The following is an 18,020-nucleotide window of genomic DNA, read 5'->3' as shown; positions in this document are numbered from 1 at the left end:
AAAACGCCATACCGCCGTGGGCGAAAATAAAAGCGGCGCACCTTGGCACGCCGCTGTACAGGCCGGATGTCAGGCGAAGTTCTGCTCGGCGGACCACTGCTCGTACCACTGGCGGAACAGCGCGTACTGGTTCTCGGCGTAACGACGCTGGGCATCGCTGAGCGCATCGGTTTCGTTGAAGTGCAGGGTGTATTCCTTGTCGCCATTGAGCACCATCAAGTGCTTGTAATAGAGCACCAGGTCGCAGCCTTCATCGAAGGACGACAACACGGCCAGTGCGGACTCCAGCTCCCGGGCCTGGCGACGTGCCTTGGCATCGCCCTTGGCCGCTTGTTTGCTCAGGGCCACCAGTCGCAGGACCTCGCGTGGCAGTGCGTTGCCGATGCCGGTTATGGCACCAGTGGCGTTGCAGTTGACGAAACCGTGGACCACCTGGGTGTCGACACCGACCATGAGGGTGACGTCATCGTCCTTGGAGGTGATGTGCTCGGCCGCGTAGCGCAGGTCGGCAGCACCGCCGAACTCCTTGAAGCCGATCAGGTTCGGGTATTCGCGACGCAGTTCGAAGAACAGGTCGGCGCGGGTGGCGAAGCCGTAGTAAGGACTGTTGTAGATCACCGCCGGCAATCCCGGGGCAGCTTTGAGGATCGCGGCGAAGTGGGCTTTTTGCGCAGTGGCCGAAGCGCCGCGAGACAGCACGCGAGGAATGACCATCAAGCCATGGGCGCCGACTTTGGCTGCGTGTGCCGCATGGGAAACCGCTTCGCGGCTGTTGACGGCACCGGTACCAACGATGGTCGGAACGCCGGCAGCGACCAGCCGTGCTACGCCTTCCTGACGCTCGGCTTCGGTCAGCAGCGGCCAGTCGCCCATGGAGCCGCAATACACCACTGCGCTCATGCCGATGTCGATCAGCTCGCGACCCTTGGCCACCAGCGCGTCAAAGTCCGGCTTGCGCTCGGCGGTGCATGGGGTCATCAGGGCAGGGATGCAGCCAGTGAAAATGTTGTCGCTCATTTTGTTGTCACTCCTTCAAGCGTTCATTCAGATCTGGTTAGGGAAAAGGCGAGGGGCTCAAATGCCCCACGCAAAGGGATCCTGCTCGTCGATCAGCAAGGTGCTGTCGGCGGTCATGTAGGCGCGGCCAGTGATGAAAGGGATGATGCGTTCGCCTTCCCATTCGAAACGGCCGACGAACTGGCTGGCGGTGATGCTGGCCTGGACCCAGCGTTCACCGGCGGCCAGTTTTCCGTCCGCCGCCAGGCACGCCAGTTTTGCGCTGGTGCCGGTGCCGCAGGGCGAGCGGTCGTAGGCCTTGCCGGGGCACATGACGAAGTTGCGGCTGTCGGCCACTTCGTCGTCGGCAAACAGTTCGATGTGGTCGATCAGCGCGCCGTCTTCACCGTGGATGCCCTGGGCCTCAAGGGCCTTGAGCATGGCCCAGGTGTACTCGGTGAGGAACTCGACGTTGTCCATCTGCAACGCCTGACCGTGGTCGGACACCAGGAAAAACCAGTTGCCGCCCCAAGCGATGTCGCCGTACACGCGGCCATGTCCCGGCACTTCGACCGGCACCTGTTGGCGGTAGCGGTAGGCGGGCACGTTGCGCAGGGTGACGTTGCCGTCCTCATGCAGCGTGGCGCTGACCGGGCCGACCGGTGTATCGATCTTGTGCTCGCCGGGCTGGATGTGACCCAGGTGCTGCAGCGAGTTGACCAGGCCGATGGTGCCGTGACCGCACATGCCGAGGTAGCCGGCATTGTTGAAGAAAATCACGCCGCAGGTGGCATCCGGCGACACCGGTTCGCAATATAGCGCACCCACCAGCACATCGTTGCCACGGGGCTCCAGCAGGCAGGCGCGACGCCATTGGTCATGCTGCTCGCGAAAGGTGTCGCGCTTCTCGGCCATGGTCCGGCCAGCCAGCTGGGGCAAACCCGACATCACCAGGCGAGTCGGCTCGCCGCCGGTGTGTGAGTCAATCACCTGTACTTTTTTCATGAATCTATCCATTCGAAGAAGACGTTGATGGCCTGAATCTCAGCGTGAAGTCTGGGTCGCCGCGCCGATCGGGCGTTGGCCGCCGAGCGTGTTGGTATAGGCTGGTTCGGTTTCGCTTTCCGCATCCTCGTCGTCGAGGCGAATCAGATGCGCCGGCACGCCGGTAGCTGCGCCCCAGTAGTAGATGCCCATCGCACAGGCCGCTACGACCACGGTGTCAAAAGGATGGGTGAGTACACCCATACCGCCGAAGCTGCCGAGCCAGGACAGCACGATGGTCACGGCATAGAAGCCGATCAGCCATGCCGAAGAGCGCACTTGTTGAGCCAGGCTCAGGTGTTGGGTCGGTACGAATCGACCGCACAGCAGGTAAATCACGAACATCAGGATTTGCAGGCCGAGCAGCCAGGACACGGTGCTCCAGCCGGACCAGTAGACGATCAGCGCGGCGATGATGAATGACAGTGGACCGAGCACGCCCATGCGCTTGACCTTGAACGGCCGCGGCATGTCCGGCGCATTGCGGCGCAGTGCAGCCACCGACACCGGGGCAACGGCGTAGCTCAGCACCAGCGCGGCGGAGACCACGTTGATCAGGGCTTCCCACGAAGGGAAGGGCAGGGTCCAGAACACCGATAGGGCAAAGGTCAGCCACAGCGCCGGACGCGGGATGCCGGACTTTTCGTCAATACGGGTGAAGACTTTGAAGAAGGTGCCGGTCTGCGCCCAGCCGTAGATCACCCGCGGGGTCGCGTTCATGTAGATGTTGCCGCAACCGCTGGGGGAGATCACCGCGTCGGCCACCACCAGATACGCCAGCCAACCCACACCCAATGCCAGGGCAATGTCGCGGTAGGGCAGGGCCAGTTCCTTGGCGACGCCGGCCCAACCGTTGGCGAGCATTTCGGTGGGCACGCCGCCGAGGAACGCCACTTGCAACAACACATAGATCGCGGTGGAAAGCAGCACGGAGAGGATCAGTGCAATGGGGATGGTGCGTTGCGGATTCTTCACTTCGCTGGCTACCGAGATGATCGGTGTCAGCCCCAGGTAGGCGAAGATAATGCCACCGGCGGACACCGCCATCTCGACACCTGACAGCCCGAACGGCATGAAGCCCTGGGACTGGAAGTTCTGCGGTTTGAAGAAGGTGAACAGCACACCGATCACCAGCAATGGCACGATGAACTTGAACAGGCTGATCAAGTTGTTGGCCTTGGCGAACGTCTTCACGCTGTAGTAGTTGAGCATGAAGAACAAGCACAGCAGGCCGAATTGAACCAGCCAGCCAATCGCCGTTGGATTGCTGGAACCGGCCTGGGTCAATGCGGGAAACCATGCAGCGGCGTACTGGCGCGCAGCGACTACCTCGATGGCCACCAGACTGGAAAACGCGATCAGCGTGATGAAACCCATCAGGTAACCCAGTAGCGGGCCGTGGGAGTAAACCGGGTAGCGAATCACACCGCCGGCACGGGGCAGCGCCGCGCCGAGTTCGCAGTAAACGATGCCCAGCAGCAGCACCGCAAAACCGCCCAGCAGCCAGGAAAAAATCCCCGCCGGCCCCGCGATGGCAGAAACGTGACTGGCTGCGAACAGCCAGCCGGAGCCGAAGATCGCCCCTAGTCCGATAAACGTAAGGTCTATTAACGAAAGTTGTTTTTTGAACTTGCCTTGGCCTGACATGGCATCGCCTTCTTGTGAGTTATTGGATAGGCAGGTGTGCACTTCAAATCGCCCTTCACGGTTTTACCGAGGAGGGCGGTGGCCATAGAGTGAACTTGGCGGCTTGCTCGCGATTGATGTTTTCCTTGGGTGTCGATGACGAAATCAGCACAATGGGAAATGTCTGATTTTTGCGAGGGGCCGGTTCATGACTGAGGATGCGTTTGCGCTGTTGTGCCAGGGCGACGACTCGAGTCGCCCCGAAACCATCGAGCAACTACTGGCAGGCGTAGCACTGCTGCTGCCCATGCTGGACGTCATTCCGAATGCCGCGATCTTCATCAAGGATGTGCAGGCGCGCTATGTCATGGCCAACCGCACGCTGGTGCAACGCTGCGGTTTGAAGCAACTCAAACCGTTACTGGGGAAAACCAGCGCCGAGGTGTTTCCCGAGCAATTGGGGCCGGGTTACACCGAGCAGGACCGGCGAGTGCTGGAGCAAGGTCTGGTTCTGGAAGACCAGCTGGAGTTGCACTTGTACGGCAGCCGTGAGCCTGGCTGGTGCCTGACCCATAAACGACCGTTGTATAACCGCCGCAATGAAATCATCGGTTTGGCGGGTATCTCGGTTGACCTGCAATCGGCCAGTGACACACACCCGGCGTACCAGCGCCTGGCGGCGGTGGACGAATACATTCGTGCGCATTTCAACCAACGCGTCACCCTCGGCGAGTTGACGCGCATCGCCGGCATTTCCGTGGCGCAACTGGAACGCTACTGCAAGCGCGTGTTTCACCTGACGCCACGGCAGATGATCCAGAAGGTTCGCCTGGAGCACGCGCATCGACTGCTCCACACCGACCTGCCGATCACCGAAGTCGCCCTGCAATGTGGCTATACCGACCACAGCGCCTTCACCCGGCAGTTCAAGGCGTTGACCGGCTTCACTCCGCGCCAGTACCGCCAGGCTACCGGTCACGAACAGCCGTCCGCTCTGGATTAGCGACGAGCCGGAAATGGCCCTGTAAACTGGCCGCGCAAAAGGCGCCCGCCTTACCACTTCAAGCAAGAGAGCTCCCATGGCAAACCACGACCTGACCTTTACGCCCGATCCCGATGCGGATTCGATTTCCTCCGACGTCGTCGGTTTCGGCGGTGTGCTGGTCTCTACCCAGATCCCCACCCGTGCCGATGGCAGCCTTGAATTGGGCGACATCACCCTGCAAAGCGAATGCACCCTGCAAGCGCTGAAGGTCGCGCTGGAACGTGCCGGCAGCTCCATGGACCGCGTGATGCACCTGACCATCTACCTCACCGACATGGCCGACCGTGCCGCGTTCAATGAGGTCTACAAGCGTTTCTTCGCCAAGCCATGGCCGGTGCGCGCAGCCGTTGGCGTGGCGTCCCTGGCGGTAGAAGGCATGCGCGTTGAAGTGACCGCGATGGCCGCCAAGGCCTGATCGCTGCGATACAAAAATCCCTGTGTGCATCTGAGGTCGACGCCGCTCAAATGTGGGAGCGGGCTTGCTCGCGAAAGCGGAGTGTCAGCTTGCACAAGCGTTGACTGACCCACCGCTATCGCGAGCAAGCTCGCTCCCACAGGGGGAAGTTGGTCGTGGGCTGAATTTGTGGTCGACGCCGCTCAAATGTGGGAGCGGGCTTGCTCGCGAAAGCGGAGTGTCAGCTTGCACAAGTGTTGACTGACCCACCGCTTTCGCGAGCAAGCCCGCTCCCACAGGGGTTGAGGCAGGTCAGGCCTACCCGAAACACCACCTGGCAGCACGAGGTGCCGCTCAGGCGTTTCGCCGCTACAATGCACGCCTCGACCGTGACAAGCCTGACTAAAAAAATTATGTCTTTGCCAAAACATCACCTGGAATTGCTCAGCCCCGCCCGCGACGTGACCATCGCCCGCGAGGCTATCCTGCATGGTGCCGATGCCGTGTACATCGGTGGCCCGAGCTTCGGCGCCCGCCACAATGCCTGCAACGAGGTGAGCGAGATTGCCGAACTGGTGGAATTCGCCCGTCGTTATCACGCGCGGATCTTCACCACCATCAATACCATCCTGCATGACAACGAACTGGAGCCAGCCCGCAAGCTGATCCACCAGTTGTACGATGCCGGCGTCGATGCGCTGATCGTCCAGGATCTGGGGGTGATGGAGCTGGACATTCCGCCGATCGAATTGCACGCCAGTACCCAGACTGACATCCGAACCCTGGAGCGGGCCAAGTTCCTCGATCAGGCCGGTTTTTCGCAACTGGTGCTGGCCCGCGAGCTGAATCTCCAAGAGATCCGCGCCATCGCCAACGAAACCGACGCGGCCATCGAGTTCTTTATCCATGGCGCGCTGTGCGTGGCGTTTTCAGGCCAGTGCAACATTTCCCACGCGCACACCGGGCGCAGCGCCAACCGTGGCGATTGCTCCCAGGCCTGCCGTTTGCCGTACACCCTCAAGGACGAAAAGGGTGGCGTGATTGCTTACGAAAAGCATTTGCTGTCGATGAAGGACAACAACCAGAGCGCCAACATCCGCGCCCTGGTCGAGGCTGGCGTGCGCTCGTTCAAGATCGAGGGCCGCTACAAGGACATGGGCTATGTGAAAAACATCACCGCCTACTACCGCCAGCGCCTCGACGCCGTGCTCGAAGACCGTCCGGACCTGGCCCGTGCCTCCAGCGGCCGTACCGCGCACTTCTTCCTGCCCGACCCGGAAAAAACCTTCCACCGTGGCAGTACCGATTACTTCGTCTCTGACCGCAAGATCGATATCGGCGCCTTTGACTCGCCGACCTTCACCGGTCTGCCGGTGGGTGTCGTCGAGAAAGTCGCCAAGCGCGACATGCAGGTCGTGACTCACGAGCCGCTGTCCAACGGCGACGGCCTCAACGTGCTGGTCAAGCGGGAAGTAGTGGGTTTCCGCGCCAACATCGCCGAACCGAAAGGCGAATTCGAGGAGGATGGCGAGAAGCGTTATCGCTATCGCGTCGAGCCCAATGAGATGCCGGAGGGGATGTACAAGCTGCGCCCCAACCATCCGCTGAATCGTAATCTCGATCACAACTGGCAACAGGCGCTGCAAAAGACCTCTGCCGAGCGCCGCGTGGCCCTGCGCTGGGTCGCTCGCCTGCGTGAAGATCAGCTTGAATTGACCGCTACCAGCGAAGAAGGCATCAACGCCAGCGTCACTCTGGCTGGTCCGTTCGGCGCCGCCAACAAACCGGAACAGGCGCTGGAGCAATTGCAGGATCTGCTCGGCCAACTGGGTACCACCCAGTACCACGCCATCGACATCAAGCTGGACGCGCCGCAGGCGTACTTCATCCCGAACTCGCAACTCAAGGCCTTGCGCCGTGAGGTGATTGAGGCCTTGACCGAAGCGCGGATCGCCGCCCATCCACGGGGCAGCCGCAAGGCCGAGACCACTCCACCGCCGGTATACCCGGAGTCGCACCTGTCGTTCCTGGCCAACGTCTACAACCAGAAGGCACGCGACTTCTATCACCGCCATGGCGTCAAACTGATCGACGCGGCTTACGAGGCCCACGAAGAAACCGGCGAAGTGCCGGTGATGATCACCAAGCACTGCCTGCGTTTCTCCTTCAACCTGTGCCCGAAACAGGCCAAGGGCGTGACCGGCGTGCGCACCAAAGTCGCGCCGATGCAGTTGATCCACGGCGATGAAGTGCTGACGTTGAAGTTCGATTGCAAACCTTGCGAGATGCACGTGATCGGCAAGATGAAGGGGCACATCCTCGATCTGCCGCAACCAGGCAGCGTGGTGGGGCACATCAGCCCCGAAGACCTGCTCAAGACCATCCCGCGCGCGCCGCACTGAGTGGCCGGTGAGTGCGCCGCAACGGCGTGCTCACCTGTTTCAGCTTGAAACCTGCTTTTGCTGAAGTCTGGATGCTGGCGACAAATCCGGAGTTGGCGGTCGACACTATCCACAGGTGTCGGCGACGGCTTTTTCAGCTCGTTTGAATTCCTGTTTGACGTCGGTGGGGATGCGTTGCTTTTTCAGCTCTTGGCCGAGGAAGGGTTGATCGCCTCGGGACTGGACCTCTGCGTCCTCGGCGGTTATCTGCGCTTCAATGGCAGCGGCGTGCTTGTCGATGACGGCATCGACCTCGGCTTCGTTTTTGGCGGTATCGAGCGCCTGGACCAATTGGCCGGCCTCGGCTTTTTCAGCTTCGGCATAGGCTTCGACCGTCAATCCGGAGGCCAAGGCTCGCGCCTGGGTTTCCAGGCCATTGAGATGCTCCCGGGCGGCCCTGCAGACCGCTTCCTGGCGCTGGCTCTGGATGTGTTCCCAAGCGTTCAACCCAAAAATCGCGGTCCCGACTACCAAGAGGGTTGCCGCGGTAGCCAAAAATTTGCCTTTCACATTTGGCGCCCTCAAATGGCAAGGGAAAGGGGTTGCGCAAACGCTCCCCGATTCCATTCGAGAAAGAAAAGCGTAGCAGACTTGATCCAGCTGAGCGTGTGCCGACAACTCGCCGAGATTCGGTTCAACACTAAGCATTTGTTTTAAAAAAACAAATTGTTTAATTGGGGCTTCCCAGGCGAGGCAAAAGTTGGTAAATTGCCGCCCACTCGTGCACAGGCCCTTACGGCGCCTATCGCGCAAGCCGGCAACAGGTCCTGTTGCCACCAACAAAGTGAGTGCCACGCACTCATCGCAACAGATACAGGGGCGTCGCCAAGCGGTAAGGCAGCAGGTTTTGATCCTGCCATGCGTTGGTTCGAATCCAGCCGCCCCTGCCATTTTCTTCCTATGCAATTAGATAACACTTTATCGGCCCTTGTTATTCGCCGGATTTTGCTGTTTTTGCCTCCCGTTCCTCTATCGCGCTGGTGCCACTACCGAAACCGTTCTGGAATGGCCTCGGCAAACGGATACCAGGAAAAATAGGGTCTAGCCTCGTCGATGACCCGCTCGACCGAAGGTCTTAGGGTCAACCTGTCGAAATAAGCGCACAAGTGGCGATGATCGTCGGGAAACGGCACGAGGGTGCTGGCATAGAACAGCGCCGGGGCGGCGGCGCAATCGGCCATGCTGAACGCCGGGCTGGCTGCCCAGGTGTTTGCGGCCAACTGGCGTTCAAGCATGCCGTACGCCGTCAACAATGCGGCGCGTTCGCGAGACAGGTCGCCATTGGCGGCGTTCAGGCGGTCACTGACGATCTTCTGCATGGGCACCTGGACGTGAAGGTCGAAAAAACGGTCCCACAGGCGTACTTCCAGCGCGGTTTCCCAATCGTCCGGAATCAGGTGCGTCTGGCCGGCATGAAGCCGGTCCAGGTACTCAATGATCACACTCGACTCCGGCACATCTTTTTGGCGGGCGTGATCGCGAAGCACCGGAAACTTGCCGATTGGCCACAGCGCCTGAAGCTCGGCGCGGTCAGCATCGTTGCCCAGGTCGATGATCCTTTTTTCAAACTCGATTCCCAGTTCATAAAGGGCGATCAGCGCTTTGTGGCAGAACGACGAGAGCGGATGGAAATAAAGAGTCAGTGGCATCCTTCAATTCCTCGGTGAGATGCAAACCCCTTCATTATCGGTCGCCATCCGCCAATGCGCGAGGAACTCCGTCCTGGTGCTTTCGTTTCAGCGACGCCAGCAGAAACGAGCCAACAGCGCATCGATGCTGAGCTTGCCACCACCGGACAGCAGCAGCGGTGTGAGGGCCACAAGGTAGATCAAAGGCAGCTTGAAGTTGCCATAACCCTTGTTGCTGATGGCATAGCCTCGGGCAAGTTCACTCAGGGTGTGCCAGTCGGCGGGCCAATGGACGGCGGCGGTTGCAACGAGGGTTACCACCATCAGGCTCAACGCCGAAAAACGTGTGCCCAGGCCCACCAGCAAGGTCATGGCGAAGATCAGTTCGGCCCACATCGACAGTTCCCAGTTCAGCGTCGCTGAAACGTGGTCGAACGGAAACGGAAAACGCTCCTGGATATCGACGAACCAGTTCTGGCCGTTGAATTTTTCCAGGCCGGACTCGAAGAATTCCCAGGCCAGGAACACTCGCAACGCCAGAGGCGCAACCCAGTCGCCGGCACGGTCGAGGTTCAGGTGCAGGCCTTTGACGGCCGAAGAAATGAAGGTGCTCATGGGCGTTGTTCTCTCTCAGGTCAGGGAAGCGGGGCAACGGCATGCCCCGCGGGTTGAGCGCTTTGATCGGCTTGGCCAATCGACAGGCGTATTTCAGCAATGGGGTGTATCTGCGGTGTGTCGTTGTGGCGGGGTTTTGAGTGTGGCGTGTGTCAGGGGCGGGGCTGTATACACTGAGATACGTAAGTGCACAACCAATGTGGGAGCGGGCTTGCTCGCGAAAGCGGCGTGTCAGGCAACATCAATCTGGCTGACACACCGCTTTCGCGAGCAAGCCCGCTCCCACAGGGGATCACGGTGTGAAACGTGACGCTCCGGAGAAATTGCTATACATTTTCCGACCGCCCTCTGCATGGTGTAACCGCTTCATGTCTCTTGCGCTCGAACGTCTAGTCGCTGGCACGCCAATCCCTTTCGCCGGTAATCGTGTCACTGTCGTCAGCCCCGAACTGGCGGAACGCTTCCAGCCCGGTGACCACCTGCTGGTGGAGCAGGTCAGCGGCGAGTTGTTGTTGATCCCCGTGGCGGACCAGCAAGCGGCCAACGTCGCGATCGAGCGTGCCCAAGCGGCATTTACTGCGCTGTCGGCGGTGTCTGACCAAGCGATCAGCGCCTTCTTCGACCTGTTTGCCCAACGCCTGGAAACCCCGGAGTGCTGGGCCTTGATCGAAGCTGCCAACCTGGCCGATATCGAACGGGCCAAGGCGCGCGGTCGCTCGACCACCCGGTTGCTGGCCGATGAGCGCATGCGTCGCGACATGATCGCCGGCCTGCGCGCATGGCGTGATGCAGCGGCCAGCCGTGGCAAAGTGGTCAGCTGCGTCGAGCACGATGGCTGGAAGGTCGAGCAAGTGGTCTCGCCATTGGGCATCGTCGCCTTCGTCTTCGAAGGCCGGCCGAATGTGTTTGCTGACGCGGCCGGTGTATTGCGCACCGGCAACACTGCGGTGTTGCGCATCGGCAGTGATGCGTTGGGCACCGCCCAGGCGATTGTTGCCCATGCGTTGAATCCCGCACTGAACGATGCCGGATTGCCAGCTGGCGCGGTGTCGCTGGTGGAAAGCGTCAACCACGCCGCCGGTTGGGCGATGTTCGCTGATCGGCGCCTGTCATTGGCGGTGGCCCGTGGTTCGGGGCGCGCCGTCAGTCAACTGGGTAGCATCGCGCAGCAGGCCGGCACGGCGGTCAGCCTGCACGGCACCGGTGGCGCCTGGCTGATCGCCAACGCCGATGCGGATGCCCGGCGCTTTGCCGCCGTGGTGCGCAACTCCCTGGACCGCAAAGTCTGCAACACCCTGAATGTCTGCCTGATTCACCGCGACCGCGCCGCTGAACTGGTGCCGCTGTTCCTCGACGCGCTCAAGCAGGCCGGCACCGAAAGGGGGCAGGGTTGTAAGTTGCACATCGTCGAAGGCAGCGAGTCGCACCTGCCGCAAGACTGGCTGGCTGCAACAGTCGAGGTGTATCGCGCCGAAGGCTATCAGACCGAAGCGCAGGCTGAGCCGTTGCCGGAAGATCAATTGGGCCGCGAATGGGAGTGGGAAGAAACCCCGGAAGTCAGCCTGAAAATCGTCGATGACCTGGACAGCGCCATTGCCTTGTTCAATCGCTACAGTCCGCAATTCACCGTGTCATTGATCAGTGAAAGTGCCGAGGCTCAGGAGCGCTTCTACAACGCGGTCAACGCGCCTTTTGTCGGCAATGGCATTACCCGTTGGGTCGATGGCCAGTACGCGCTGAACAAGCCGGAGTTGGGGCTTTCGAACTGGGAGAGCGGGCGCCTGTTCGCTCGCAGTGCGATTCTCTCGGGGGATGGCGTGTTCACCATCCGTAGCCGCATGACCCAGGTCGATCTGGGCGTCAAACGCTGAGATAGCGGAACCGGTGACCGCTGCAAGGGCGGTCACTTTTTTGAACAAACGGCAGTTCTGATCAAGCGGCTTTGATCGCCTTGGCCGATACGGCACAAGTGCCCGGATGCTCGACCAGCGACACGAAGCTTCGGCTGTCGGCATCCAGCGCATCGATCGAGCCGGTCTCGATGTCGTACACCCAGCCATGCAGATTCAACAGGCCTTTTTCCTGGGCCAGTCGCACACTCGGGTGCGTCTGGATGTTGGCCAGTTGGGCGATGACATTCTCCCGAACCATCGAACTGACCTTGGCCGCTTCGCTGGCATGTGGCCGGCCTTCGTTGATCACTTTTGCCGATTCGGCGTGTTGCAGCCAGCCGCTGACGGCGGGCAGATGATCCATGCAGGTGCACTTGGCTACCGCCGTCATGGCGCCGCAGTCCGAATGGCCGCAGATCACGATGTCGGTCACGCCGAGTACAGCGACGGCATATTCGACAGTGGCCGATACACCACCCGGATGCGGGCTGTAGGACGGCACGATGTTGCCGGCGTTACGGATCACGAACAGCTCACCGGGCTCTTGTTGGGTCAGCAGTTCCGGCACTACACGGCTGTCGGAACAGGTGATGAACAGCGTGCCTGGATGTTGGGTGGTGGCCAGGTGTTTGAACAGGTCGGTGCGTTGTGGAAAGGCTTCTTTCTGGAACTTCAAAAAACCGTCGATGAGCGCTTTCATGATTGCTTCCTCATGGGTGAGTAGGGTTTGGCCCGCACCGGCAGTGCGGGCCGATATCAACTTAGAAAGGGCGCAGCGGCAGGAACTTGCCGTCGAGTGTGATGACTGCGCGGGAGCCGCCTTCCGGATCTTCGACTTTCTTCATGTCGAGCTTGAAGTTGATCGCGCTGATGATGCCGTCGCCGAACTGCTCATGAACCAGGGCTTTGAGGGTGGTGCCGTAGATCTGGATCATTTCGTAGAAGCGGTAAATGGTCGGGTCGGTCGGCACACCCGAGAGGCTGCCGCGCAGCGGGATGATCTGTAGCCGGGCCACGGCGTCGGCGTCCAGTTCGAGTTTGTCGCCTACTACTTTGGCGGCGGTTTCCGGCAGCGGATGTTGACCGAGCAGGGCAGCGGTGACGTAGGCCAGGCTCAATCCGGTGCCGTCGGCGAGGTCCTGCCACGACAGGTTTTTGCGCGCCTTGGCATCAAGGACAGAAGTGGTCAGGGCCAGGCTTGGGTCGTTGTAGGCATGGGACTGTTGCATGGTGATTCTCCTATCGGACGGGGTGTTGCTTGGGTGTGAGGCCATCTTCTGCCGATCGACCCATAGCGTCCAAGACCGATATACAATGCGAGTCATAAGCACTGCCTATAGATGGAGAGTCCCATGTTGCTACGCCATTTGCGTTATCTGCTGGCGGTCGCCGATCACGGTGGTTTCACGCGCGCCGCCGAAGTGCTGCACGTGTCCCAGCCGACTTTGTCGCAGCAGATCCGGCAACTGGAAGAGTCCCTGGGTGTGAGCCTGTTCGACCGCACCTCGCGCACGGTCAAGCCCACCGATGCCGGAGAGGCTTACATTGAATGTGCGCGGCGGGTATTGGTGGAGCTGGAAGCGGGCAGGCGTGCGTTGCATGACGTGAAGGATTTGTCCCGCGGGACCTTGCGCCTGGCCATGACGCCGACCTTCATGGCCTATCTGGTAGGGCCGCTGGTACGCGACTACGTGGTGCGCTACCCGAACATCCATCTGGAGATTTTCGAGTTGTCGATGGATGAGATCGAGGCCGGGCTGGCGGATGATTCGCTGGATGTCGCGATTGCGTTTGATCAGGTGAGAAGCGCCGACATCGAATCGATCCCGGCCTTCACCGAAACCCTGGGGTTGATGGTTGGGCGCGAACATCCGTTGTACGAAAGCCAGGATGCGCTGTCCGGGGAAGAGGTGGCTGAACTTGAATTTGCCCTACTGACCCCGGACTACATCACCCGCACGTGCATCGATGAGTTTTTCGCGCAGGCGTGTATCACGCCCAAAGTGGTGATTGAAGTGAACTCGGTCAACACGCTGCTGGAAGTCATCCGTCATTGCGCCATCGCCACCATCCTGCCGGAACCCATCGCCACTCAGGATCGGGCATTGCGCAAACTGTCCATGCCGGGGGCGGCGCCTGAACGCGGGGCCGCGTTGCTTCGGCGCAAGAATAACTATCACAGTGCGGCGTCACTGGCATTTGTGGATCTGGTGTTGGGAATGGGGTTTTCTTGACTACTACAACTCCCACATTTGATCTTTGTACGGGAATAAAAAAGGCCTGCTCCTTATTGGGAGCAGGCCCTGTTTATCAATGGTCAGTGATGACTCATTTAATTAGTAGAACCGGTCAATCACCCGAACTTCATTCTGGTTCTGCATCGAGGCCCAAGCCTGTTTCAGGGTTTGCAGAACACTACCGATGAAGTCCTTGTCGGCTGCGGCTTTCTTGCCGACATAGCCCTGGCCGCGACGGTACATCTTCAGTCGGGCAAGCAGGTTCTGGTTGTTCTGGTCGAACTCTGCTTCATGGGCATGAGGCGACAGGCAGTCGATATGTACCTGGCCAGACTTGCTGATCCAGAGAATGTGGCTGTCGTGGCTGTCTTTCTTTGCAGCGAACATACGAGCCAGTTCATCGATAGTTGGTTGATTGTTCAGATTCATCATAAAGCCCCTTGACCAATTGGTGATCTTTCAAAGTTGATTCGCTAATACAGGTAGCCCATCGGTTAGTTGATCCCTGGCACCGAAACCAGGACGTCAGCGTTCGACCGCCTTATTTGGGCGGGGTCCTGCGTCTGTTGCATGTAGTCGTGTTGAATAACTGCTACGCAATAGCGTCACAACGAAGAGAAGCGGCGAAAACCTTAAGGCCACTGCCGACATTTTCAGGGTCGGCCACAAGCTTCATGAGGATTGCTCGCCAAGACTTCTCGCCCTTGTACTGGACGTTCAGGCCAGGTCAGCTTCTTCAATCTGCCTTGTGGGCAGCGTGTATCCGGGAAAAACAGCTCGGCGGTCAGACGAGCTTGCTCAAACGTGTTGCCTGTACTCCCGATCGGGGAGACGTCTGCATCATGCAAGGGCAAAACGGAGGCGTCAACGGTTTTGTAGTGATTATTTTCAGTCACTACATATTGTCGGACAAAGCTGTTCGGAATTAGCGGTGGGAGGCGAGGGCGTGCCGGTCAGGACGGCAAAGGCGGACACTCAAAGCGGTAAAAAGTGCAGGGATGACCGTCTACCCGCTGCTGATGCAGGGTGAACACGCCAACGCCGAGCCCCGGCATCACGGTGGCCCAGAACAGGCGCGCCGGCTGATTCGCCTCGATGTGGAAAATCTGCCATTGACCGGGGAATTGACTCAAGAGGGTGGAAACGACAAATCGCGCGACACCCCGGCCACGAAAGCGTCGACTGACAAACAGATAGCCGATGTTGTAGTCGGCACCGGGAAGCTGAGTCCGGTTATCCACGGTCACGAACCCGGCCAGTTCCCCATCGACCTTGATCAGGAAAGGTCGGGTGGCCGGGTGTCGCCAGTACTCCGGCATGGGCAGGATGTTGAAGAATCCGGATTCACCCAGCTTTAGCGGCAGCCATTCGCTGAAGTCGTAGGTGTAGAACTGCATCAGGTTTTCGATGGTTTCCAGCTCATCGCGTTGGGCAGCGTGCAATTCTATCGAAGACATACGTAGTGGCTCCTGATAGGCCAAGGGACACAGTTGATTATGGTCGGCGTCGCACGATCTGTGGCGGGTTTAAGTATTGCTGGCCGGTTTTGACCTGCGCCGGGTACCACTCGCTGGTTTGCGCGGAGCGCCTTTGCGCTTTTTCTTCCAGGGGGCTGCGGCAGATCCGCTGGGCGGTGGACCGCTGATGCTCAGGCTCAATCCGGCGCAACGACTGACTTGCTTGCTCATCCACGCCGCCTGTTTGGTGACGAATTCTTCCAGACTCATTTCCCCGCTTTGCACCATGTCCAGGGCCTGTTCCCAGATCGCCGTCGTGCCCGGATCGGCGATGGCCCGTGGCACGGCGTCGATCAGGCTGAATGCAGCCGGCGTGGCGGCCAGGGCCTTGCCGTTCTTGACCAGATAACCACGGTCGAGCAGGCCCTGGATGATCGAAGCGCGGGTCGCTTCGGTGCCGATGCCAGTGGTGTCCTTGAGCTTTTGCTTGAGCAGAGGGTCTTCCACCAGTTTGGCGACATTCTTCATGGCCTTGATCAGATCGCCTTCAGTGAACGGCTTCGGCGGTTGGGTCCAGAGGTCCTTGAGTTGCACACCCGCCACTGCGCAGTCGATGCCTTCGGCCAGGTTCGGCAGTGTCTGCGGCGCCGGGGCTTCGCGGCCCTTGGTCGGAGCCAGTGCTTCGGGCAGGGCGCGTTTCCAGCCCGGCTCGATGATCTGCTTGCCGACAGCGCGCAGGGCAAGGCCTGCGCAATCGAAGTCGGCCTGGGTGCGGTCGTATTCGTGATTGGGCAGGAACTGCGCCAGGTATCGCGCGCGGATCAGGGTGTAGACCGCACGCTGTTTGCCCACCAGTCGGTCGAGATTCTTCGCGGCAGCCGTGGGGATGATGCCGTGGTGCGCACTGACCTTGGCATCATTCCAGGCCCGTGAACGCCGTTGTGGATCAAGGTGATCGTGCAAGGCGTTCAACGCCGGATCGGCCTGGCGCAGCGCCGCCAGAATACTCGGCGCCTCGCTGTGCTGACTGAGGGGCAAGTAACCGCAATCACTGCGCGGATAGGTAATGACTTTGTGGGTTTCGTACAGCGCCTGGGCGATGTCGAGGGTTTCCTGGGCGCCGAGGCCGAGTTTCTTTGAACAGACCTCCTGCAGAGTGCCCAGATCGAACGGCAGCGGCGCCACTTCGCGCATCCGCTCGGTGCGCAGTTTGATCACTCGCGCACTGGCCGCGCCGCTCATGGCGGCCGCCGCTTGTTGTGCCAGCGCCTGATTCAGGCAACGGTCCTGATCGTCGCAAGCGTCGGATGCCGCGCGCCATTGCGCCGTGAACGCGGTGCCGTTGTGCAGCAGTTGCACATCGATGGCCCAATAGGGGACGGGCACAAAGTCGGCAATGCTGCGATCGCGATCCACCACCAGGCGCAAGGTCGGCGTTTGCACCCGGCCGACCGGCAACACGCCCTGATAGCCAGACTGGCGCCCCAGCAAGGTGAACAGCCGACTCATGTTCATGCCGATCAGCCAGTCGGCCCGGGAGCGACCCAGCGCCGAGTGATAGAGGCTGAAGGTTTCGTTCCCCGGTTTGAGTGCCGCGAGGGCCTTGCGGATTGACGCATCGTCCAGCGCCGACAACCAGAGGCGGCGGATCGGCCCGCGATATCGGCAATGCTCCACCAGCTCCCGGGCGATCATCTCGCCTTCACGGTCGGCGTCCGTGGCAATGATCAGTTCGCTGGCTTCGTCGAGCAGGCGCTTGACCGCTTTGTACTGGCTGGCGGTGCGCGGTTTGACGGTCATTTTCCACTTTTCGGGAATGATCGGCAGGTCTGCCAGCACCCAGCGCTTATAGCGCGCGTCGTAGGCATCCGGTGGTGCGGTTTCCAGCAGATGGCCGATGCACCAGGTCACCGTGACGTCTGTTCCCAGCCAACAGCCATCGCCCCGGCGTCTGGCGCCGAGTACGGCTGCAATGTCTTTGGCCTGGGAAGGTTTTTCACAGAGGTACAGCCGCATAACCACCATCGTCGATCAATGTGCGAGAGATGCACAGAATGGCGGGTGATGGGCGATGGAGCAATCTTTATCTGTATGGATGTACAGCTAGTTGTGTCGCTCCCGTTCGGCTGCGAAGCCTTCGCGAGGGTGAAACTTGGTTTATACCTGATAAACCATGGTCTCAGGTTTTAGGGCTGCTGCGCAGCCCATCGCGGGCAAGCCACGCTCCCACAATCGATTTGCAGGTCCATCACCGTCATGAGGAACGTATTCCATGAAAAGCTCCGGTCCTAGCCCTGTCATCACCATCGCCGAGCAGCCTGGCTGTCTGCTGGTGAAGTTTCACGGTATTCAGGTGGCCGCCTCGGCGCGGGCTCTGGTGTTGCTGGAGGCCAATTACCCGCCGGTGTACTACGTGCCGCGAGAGGATATCGACGAGAAATATTTCGCCCGCACCGACCACACCAGCTATTGCCCGTACAAGGGCGATGCCAGTTATTTCAGTTTGCAGGTGCCGGGGCATGAAGGTGTCAACGCGGTGTGGAGTTACGAGAACCCCAAGGTGTCTGTCGAACAGATTCGTGGGTACGTGGCGTTCTATCCGGATCAAGTGAAGTTTGAACTGCTCGATGCCGAAGTTTGATCGG

Annotated in this window: 17 protein-coding genes and 1 tRNA gene; 7 read left to right on the top strand and 11 right to left on the bottom strand. The window is 60.1% G+C overall.

All coding sequences use genetic code 11. The features are described 5' to 3' along the window. Positions 1-69: 69 nt before the first annotated feature. The 3 genes from ABIA48_RS02395 to ABIA48_RS02385 are packed head-to-tail and all read right to left on the bottom strand — an operon-like array spanning position 70 to position 3,687. Positions 70-1,017 (bottom strand): dihydrodipicolinate synthase family protein, encoded by a 948-nt coding sequence (locus ABIA48_RS02395; RefSeq protein WP_057715248.1) that lies wholly within the window; start codon positions 1,015-1,017, stop codon positions 70-72. Positions 1,018-1,074: 57 nt separating this feature from the next. After that, the gene (locus ABIA48_RS02390) at positions 1,075-2,001 is read right to left on the bottom strand and encodes a 4-hydroxyproline epimerase (protein ID WP_429486897.1); all 927 of its coding nucleotides are present in this window, start codon (positions 1,999-2,001) and stop codon (positions 1,075-1,077) included. Between the two features lie 39 nt (positions 2,002-2,040). Then, complete coding sequence (locus tag ABIA48_RS02385; RefSeq protein WP_429486896.1) at positions 2,041-3,687, bottom strand: APC family permease; 1,647 nt, start codon at positions 3,685-3,687, stop codon at positions 2,041-2,043. 187 nt (positions 3,688-3,874) lie between these two features. Between ABIA48_RS02385 and ABIA48_RS02380 the strand changes: the two genes are divergently transcribed. The 3 genes from ABIA48_RS02380 to ABIA48_RS02370 all read left to right on the top strand — a co-directional run bounded on the left by ABIA48_RS02380 (position 3,875) and on the right by ABIA48_RS02370 (position 7,507). Continuing rightward, complete coding sequence (locus ABIA48_RS02380; RefSeq protein ID WP_429486895.1) at positions 3,875-4,669, top strand: helix-turn-helix domain-containing protein; 795 nt, start codon at positions 3,875-3,877, stop codon at positions 4,667-4,669. Between the two features lie 76 nt (positions 4,670-4,745). Then, a complete protein-coding gene (locus tag ABIA48_RS02375; RefSeq protein ID WP_007990543.1) occupies positions 4,746-5,126 on the top strand; it encodes a RidA family protein in 381 nt (126 codons plus the stop codon). Positions 5,127-5,518: 392 nt separating this feature from the next. Further along, a complete protein-coding gene (locus ABIA48_RS02370) occupies positions 5,519-7,507 on the top strand; it encodes a peptidase U32 family protein (protein ID WP_429486894.1) in 1,989 nt (662 codons plus the stop codon). A 105-nt stretch (positions 7,508-7,612) separates the two neighbouring features. On the opposite strand, the gene ABIA48_RS02365 is transcribed toward ABIA48_RS02370, so the two are convergent. Continuing rightward, positions 7,613-8,041, bottom strand: coding sequence for a hypothetical protein (locus tag ABIA48_RS02365; protein ID WP_429492773.1), 429 nt, complete (start codon positions 8,039-8,041; stop codon positions 7,613-7,615). Between the two features lie 320 nt (positions 8,042-8,361). Here ABIA48_RS02365 and ABIA48_RS02360 point away from each other — a divergent pair. Further along, positions 8,362-8,436: transfer RNA gene (locus tag ABIA48_RS02360), tRNA-Gln, on the top strand. A gap of 96 nt (positions 8,437-8,532) precedes the next feature. On the opposite strand, the gene ABIA48_RS02355 is transcribed toward ABIA48_RS02360, so the two are convergent. Both ABIA48_RS02355 and ABIA48_RS02350 read right to left on the bottom strand, forming a co-directional pair. Beyond that, on the bottom strand, positions 8,533-9,195 hold the full coding sequence (locus ABIA48_RS02355) for a glutathione S-transferase family protein (protein ID WP_429486893.1): 663 nt from the start codon (positions 9,193-9,195) through the stop codon (positions 8,533-8,535). Between the two features lie 87 nt (positions 9,196-9,282). Beyond that, positions 9,283-9,789, bottom strand: coding sequence for an HvfX family Cu-binding RiPP maturation protein (locus ABIA48_RS02350; protein ID WP_007991688.1), 507 nt, complete (start codon positions 9,787-9,789; stop codon positions 9,283-9,285). A gap of 368 nt (positions 9,790-10,157) precedes the next feature. Between ABIA48_RS02350 and ABIA48_RS02345 the strand changes: the two genes are divergently transcribed. Then, positions 10,158-11,660: an aldehyde dehydrogenase family protein gene (locus tag ABIA48_RS02345; protein WP_429486892.1), complete on the top strand. Its 1,503-nt coding sequence runs from the start codon at positions 10,158-10,160 to the stop codon at positions 11,658-11,660. A 61-nt stretch (positions 11,661-11,721) separates the two neighbouring features. On the opposite strand, the gene ABIA48_RS02340 is transcribed toward ABIA48_RS02345, so the two are convergent. Both ABIA48_RS02340 and cynS read right to left on the bottom strand, forming a co-directional pair. After that, positions 11,722-12,381 carry a carbonic anhydrase gene (locus ABIA48_RS02340; RefSeq protein WP_008046959.1) on the bottom strand — a complete coding sequence of 220 codons (660 nt, stop codon included), beginning with the start codon at positions 12,379-12,381 and terminating at the stop codon, positions 11,722-11,724. A 61-nt stretch (positions 12,382-12,442) separates the two neighbouring features. Next, the gene (gene cynS, locus ABIA48_RS02335) at positions 12,443-12,910 is read right to left on the bottom strand and encodes a cyanase (protein ID WP_007997334.1); all 468 of its coding nucleotides are present in this window, start codon (positions 12,908-12,910) and stop codon (positions 12,443-12,445) included. A gap of 123 nt (positions 12,911-13,033) precedes the next feature. On the opposite strand from cynS, the gene cynR reads away from it, so the two are divergent. Then, on the top strand, positions 13,034-13,915 hold the full coding sequence (gene cynR, locus ABIA48_RS02330) for a transcriptional regulator CynR (protein ID WP_429486891.1): 882 nt from the start codon (positions 13,034-13,036) through the stop codon (positions 13,913-13,915). A gap of 102 nt (positions 13,916-14,017) precedes the next feature. Here the strand turns inward: cynR and ABIA48_RS02325 are convergent, their stop codons facing one another. The 3 genes from ABIA48_RS02325 to ABIA48_RS02315 form a co-directional block, all read right to left on the bottom strand. Next, entirely contained in the window at positions 14,018-14,347 is a 330-nt protein-coding gene (locus ABIA48_RS02325; protein WP_429486890.1) for a hypothetical protein, read from the bottom strand. Between the two features lie 524 nt (positions 14,348-14,871). Next, entirely contained in the window at positions 14,872-15,375 is a 504-nt protein-coding gene (locus tag ABIA48_RS02320) for a GNAT family N-acetyltransferase (RefSeq protein WP_429486889.1), read from the bottom strand. Positions 15,376-15,444: 69 nt separating this feature from the next. Next, positions 15,445-17,391: a DNA topoisomerase III gene (locus ABIA48_RS02315; protein ID WP_429486888.1), complete on the bottom strand. Its 1,947-nt coding sequence runs from the start codon at positions 17,389-17,391 to the stop codon at positions 15,445-15,447. A 256-nt stretch (positions 17,392-17,647) separates the two neighbouring features. On the opposite strand from ABIA48_RS02315, the gene ABIA48_RS02310 reads away from it, so the two are divergent. After that, positions 17,648-18,016 (top strand): DUF427 domain-containing protein, encoded by a 369-nt coding sequence (locus ABIA48_RS02310; protein ID WP_007991704.1) that lies wholly within the window; start codon positions 17,648-17,650, stop codon positions 18,014-18,016. Positions 18,017-18,020: the final 4 nt, after the last annotated feature.

The sequence above is a fragment of the Pseudomonas sp. S30_BP2TU TE3576 genome (assembly GCF_050436025.1).
In the GTDB taxonomy this organism is placed as follows: Bacteria; Pseudomonadota; Gammaproteobacteria; order Pseudomonadales; family Pseudomonadaceae; genus Aquipseudomonas.
The sequence above is the reverse complement of the archived record's forward strand: the minus strand, read 5'-3'. Positions and strand labels throughout refer to the sequence as shown.

What these genes read in the sequence shown, in the direction of transcription:
- ABIA48_RS02395 (WP_057715248.1), bottom strand. Translation starts at nt 1,017, where the DNA reads ATGAGCGACAACATTTTCACTGGCTGCATCCCTGCCCTGATGACCCCA.
- ABIA48_RS02390 (WP_429486897.1), bottom strand. Translation starts at nt 2,001, where the DNA reads ATGAAAAAAGTACAGGTGATTGACTCACACACCGGCGGCGAGCCGACT.
- ABIA48_RS02385 (WP_429486896.1), bottom strand. Translation starts at nt 3,687, where the DNA reads ATGTCAGGCCAAGGCAAGTTCAAAAAACAACTTTCGTTAATAGACCTT.
- ABIA48_RS02380 (WP_429486895.1), top strand. Translation starts at nt 3,875, where the DNA reads ATGACTGAGGATGCGTTTGCGCTGTTGTGCCAGGGCGACGACTCGAGT.
- ABIA48_RS02375 (WP_007990543.1), top strand. Translation starts at nt 4,746, where the DNA reads ATGGCAAACCACGACCTGACCTTTACGCCCGATCCCGATGCGGATTCG.
- ABIA48_RS02370 (WP_429486894.1), top strand. Translation starts at nt 5,519, where the DNA reads ATGTCTTTGCCAAAACATCACCTGGAATTGCTCAGCCCCGCCCGCGAC.
- ABIA48_RS02355 (WP_429486893.1), bottom strand. Translation starts at nt 9,195, where the DNA reads ATGCCACTGACTCTTTATTTCCATCCGCTCTCGTCGTTCTGCCACAAA.
- ABIA48_RS02350 (WP_007991688.1), bottom strand. Translation starts at nt 9,789, where the DNA reads ATGAGCACCTTCATTTCTTCGGCCGTCAAAGGCCTGCACCTGAACCTC.
- ABIA48_RS02345 (WP_429486892.1), top strand. Translation starts at nt 10,158, where the DNA reads ATGTCTCTTGCGCTCGAACGTCTAGTCGCTGGCACGCCAATCCCTTTC.
- ABIA48_RS02340 (WP_008046959.1), bottom strand. Translation starts at nt 12,381, where the DNA reads ATGAAAGCGCTCATCGACGGTTTTTTGAAGTTCCAGAAAGAAGCCTTT.
- cynS (WP_007997334.1), bottom strand. Translation starts at nt 12,910, where the DNA reads ATGCAACAGTCCCATGCCTACAACGACCCAAGCCTGGCCCTGACCACT.
- cynR (WP_429486891.1), top strand. Translation starts at nt 13,034, where the DNA reads ATGTTGCTACGCCATTTGCGTTATCTGCTGGCGGTCGCCGATCACGGT.
- ABIA48_RS02325 (WP_429486890.1), bottom strand. Translation starts at nt 14,347, where the DNA reads ATGAATCTGAACAATCAACCAACTATCGATGAACTGGCTCGTATGTTC.
- ABIA48_RS02320 (WP_429486889.1), bottom strand. Translation starts at nt 15,375, where the DNA reads ATGTCTTCGATAGAATTGCACGCTGCCCAACGCGATGAGCTGGAAACC.
- ABIA48_RS02315 (WP_429486888.1), bottom strand. Translation starts at nt 17,391, where the DNA reads ATGCGGCTGTACCTCTGTGAAAAACCTTCCCAGGCCAAAGACATTGCA.
- ABIA48_RS02310 (WP_007991704.1), top strand. Translation starts at nt 17,648, where the DNA reads ATGAAAAGCTCCGGTCCTAGCCCTGTCATCACCATCGCCGAGCAGCCT.